General features: G+C 80.8%; 1 pseudogene. It reads right to left on the reverse strand.

Annotated features, from left to right (window positions below):
* Window positions 1-12: 12 nt before the first annotated feature.
* A pseudogene (locus QWJ41_RS21755) lies at window positions 13-214 on the reverse strand (UDP-N-acetylglucosamine--N-acetylmuramyl-(pentapeptide) pyrophosphoryl-undecaprenol N-acetylglucosamine transferase); the annotation flags it as partial.

A 214-nucleotide genomic window follows, 5' to 3' on the forward strand; every position in this document is an offset into this window, starting at 1 on the left:
GGACCGGCAGCCTCATCGCGCCGCTCCCCCGGCCTCGAGCACGATCCGCGCGAGCGCCTCGTCGGCGTCGCGGGGCACCAGGTGGCGCGCCGCGGCGCGCATCGTGGCCAGGCGGGCGGCGGCGGTGGCCAGCGGCACGACGTTGGCCACCACCCAGTCGGCGTGCAGCTCCTCGTCGCGCACCAGCAGCGCTCCCCCGGCCGCGGCGCCCGGG

The organism is Nocardioides cremeus, from assembly GCF_030518195.1.
Lineage (GTDB): Bacteria > Actinomycetota > Actinomycetes > Propionibacteriales > Nocardioidaceae > Nocardioides > Nocardioides cremeus.